This is a genomic window from Streptomyces fuscigenes (assembly GCF_021556455.1).
GTDB lineage: Bacteria > Actinomycetota > Actinomycetes > Streptomycetales > Streptomycetaceae > Streptomyces > Streptomyces fuscigenes.
The window spans coordinates 1-2,614 of the sequence record NZ_JAKGCV010000608.1; the positions used below are offsets into that span (position 1 = coordinate 1).

Consider the following 2,614-nt stretch of genomic DNA (forward strand, 5'->3'; position numbering starts at 1 on the left):
GCGCCGCCGCCACCGCCGCGCCGACCCGGCCCGCGCCCCGCACCCGCACCCGTGCCTCCCGGCGCGCGGCCAGCCGGGCAGAGCCCGCCCCCGGGGCCGCGTGCACCAGCGACAGGGACGCCAGGTCGGGCCGCAGCGACTCCAGCGCTCCCGGTGTCCGCCGCAGCCCGTCGAGACCCTCGCCCGCAGCCCCGGGATCGTCCACCACGCCGGCCGCGACGAGACGCCGCACCACCTCGTCGGCCCACTCCCCGCCCAGCCCGGCGGACCGGGCCTCGGCCCGCAGGGCCGCCATGGTCCGTGAACCGTCCAGCAGGTCCAGGAACGCCGCCGTCGCCCGGTCCACCGGGCCCATGCGCACCGCGTGCGCGGGCGTCACCCCGAACTGCACCGTCCGCCGGCCCCGCCAGGCCCGCCGCAGAGCGGGCTTCACCATCGGTCGCATCGTTCGTCCCCCGTTCGATCGTCTGCGTTACGCCTGCGCCTGTGCGCCTGTGCGCCTGTGCGCCTGTGCGCCTGTGCGCCTGTGCGTTTGTGCGTCTGCGTCTTTGTGAGTTGCGTCTTCCTGCGTCCGCCCTGGTCCCCGCGCGCGTCCGGCCCCGTCCGCCTCGGTCCTCCTGCGTCCTCCTGCGTCCTCCTGACTCCTCCTCCGTCCGCCCGTGCCCTTGTCCGCCCGTGCCCTCACCCGTGCCCCTGAGCGGACGCCGGCGGTCTCCGAGGCTTCCGCCCGTGATCCGCGCCTTCGTTTCGTGTGCGCCCGGGGCCAGAATGCCCCGCGGCGCGGGTCGGGCGCCGCGGGTTGTCCACAGGCTGGGGGTATCCGTCATACTGGCGTATCGGCGGATCGATATATGGACATATGGACGTATGGGCCGTCGATGGTCCATGTCACTGCTCGGGCCGGCCCCCGGCGCCCGTGCAGCGGGTAACGTCGGGGCGTGCCCGCCGACCCCCGCCCCGAACCGCGCCGCGCCCCGCGCGCGGCTGCCGCGTCCTCCCGCACGGCGGCCCCCGGGCCCGACCCTGCCGCAGGCGCCGTGGAGGTCCGCCGGAGCACCCGCCGGCGCCGGACCGTGTCCGCCTACCGCGAGGGCGGCCGCACGATCGTGCTGATCCCCGCGCGCATGACCAAGGCCGAGGAGCAGCGCTGGGTGACGGTGATGCTCGACAAGCTGGCGGCCCAGGAGAGCAAGCGGCAGCTCGGTGACGAGGAGCTGATCGCGCGGGCGGCGGAGCTGTCGGCGCGCTACTTCGACGGTTCCGCGCGGCCCGTGTCCGTGCGCTGGGTCACGAACCAGAACACGCGCTGGGGTTCGTGCACGCCCGCCGAGGGCAGCATCCGCCTCTCGCACCGGCTGCGCGGGATGCCGGAGTACGTCGTCGACTACGTGCTCCTGCACGAACTGGCGCACCTGCTGGTGCCCGGCCACGGCCCCCGGTTCTGGAAGCTCCTGGAGGCGTACCCGCGCACCGAGCGCGCCCGCGGATACCTCGAAGGCGTCGTGGCGGCGGGCGCCCTGCTGCAGCCGGCTCCCGGCGACGCCGATGCCGATGCCGATGACGATGTCGTCGGCGACGGCGACGGCGACGGCGACATCGGCGAGGGTGCCGGAGCCGGTGCCGACCCGACCGACACCGCCGACGACCCCGACGAGGGCGGCGACGGCCTCGAAGACCTCGACGGCCTCGAAGACCTCGCCGACGGTGCGGGCGACGGCCTCACGGGCCCCGACACCCGCGCGACCTGACGGGCAGTCAACTCGTCGCGCGGGTGGACCGGTTGGCTGAAGGACGGCCCGGCGGCCGCCGCCCCGGCCCCCGCAACGCCGGTGCGCCCGGGGCCGGAAGTGCCCCCGTACGCCCCGCGCGCCGCACTTTGCCGATTCCGTACCGAACGTGTACCGGACTGACGCACCGGACGGCACAGCCGTTAGCCTGGCGCGACGCACACGCTTCGGAACGGGGGACGGTCGTTACGCATGCCCAGGGAATTCCAGCGCGGCCACAAGTCCAAGGTCAGTGATCTCACGGCGGGGACCGACCTGTATGTCGGCGTACAGATCGCGGGTCCGGGTCTGACGTTCGACATCAGCTGCTTCGGTCTCGATGCCGACGAACGGCTCTCGGACGACCGCTACTTCGTCTTCTTCAACCAGCCGAAGACCCCCGAGGAGTCGGTGCAGCTCCTCGGAGCCCAGGCCGGCGACACGGAGTCGTTCCGGGTGACGCTCGACAACGTCCCCGCCGCCATCCACAAGTTGTCCTTCACGGCCACGATCGACGGCGCGGGCCAGATGTCCCAGGTCGGGCCCGGCTGCATCCGTATCGTCGCGGGCGGCGAGGAGGTCGCCCGGTACGCGTTCACCGGGAACGAGTTCTCCACCGAACGCGCCGTGATGCTCGGCGACTTCTACCGCAAGGACGTGTGGCGGTTCGCCGCCGTCGGCCAGGGCTTCGACGGCGGACTGGAGGCGCTGCTGAAGAACTTCGGCGGCGAGGTCGCCGAGGAGCAGGGCGGGCAGCCGCAGGACGCGCCGGGGGCTCCCGCCGCCGGGGCGGCGCCCGGATTCGCGCCGCCGCCCGGTCCGGGCTCCGCGTCCGCGCCGCCCGCCCA

The 2,614-nt window shown here is 74.3% G+C and carries 1 protein-coding gene and 2 pseudogenes; 2 read left to right on the plus strand and 1 reads right to left on the minus strand.

Going from position 1 to position 2,614, the window contains the following annotated elements; genetic code table 11:
• Window positions 1-436: pseudogene (locus L1885_RS26890) on the minus strand (ThiF family adenylyltransferase); the annotation flags it as partial.
• A 502-nt stretch (window positions 437-938) separates the two neighbouring features.
• Here L1885_RS26890 and L1885_RS26895 point away from each other — a divergent pair.
• A pseudogene (locus L1885_RS26895) lies at window positions 939-1,541 on the plus strand (M48 metallopeptidase family protein); the annotation flags it as partial.
• A 438-nt stretch (window positions 1,542-1,979) separates the two neighbouring features.
• On the plus strand, window positions 1,980-2,614 hold a 635-nt coding region (locus tag L1885_RS26900; RefSeq protein WP_235799761.1), incomplete at its 3' end, for a TerD family protein.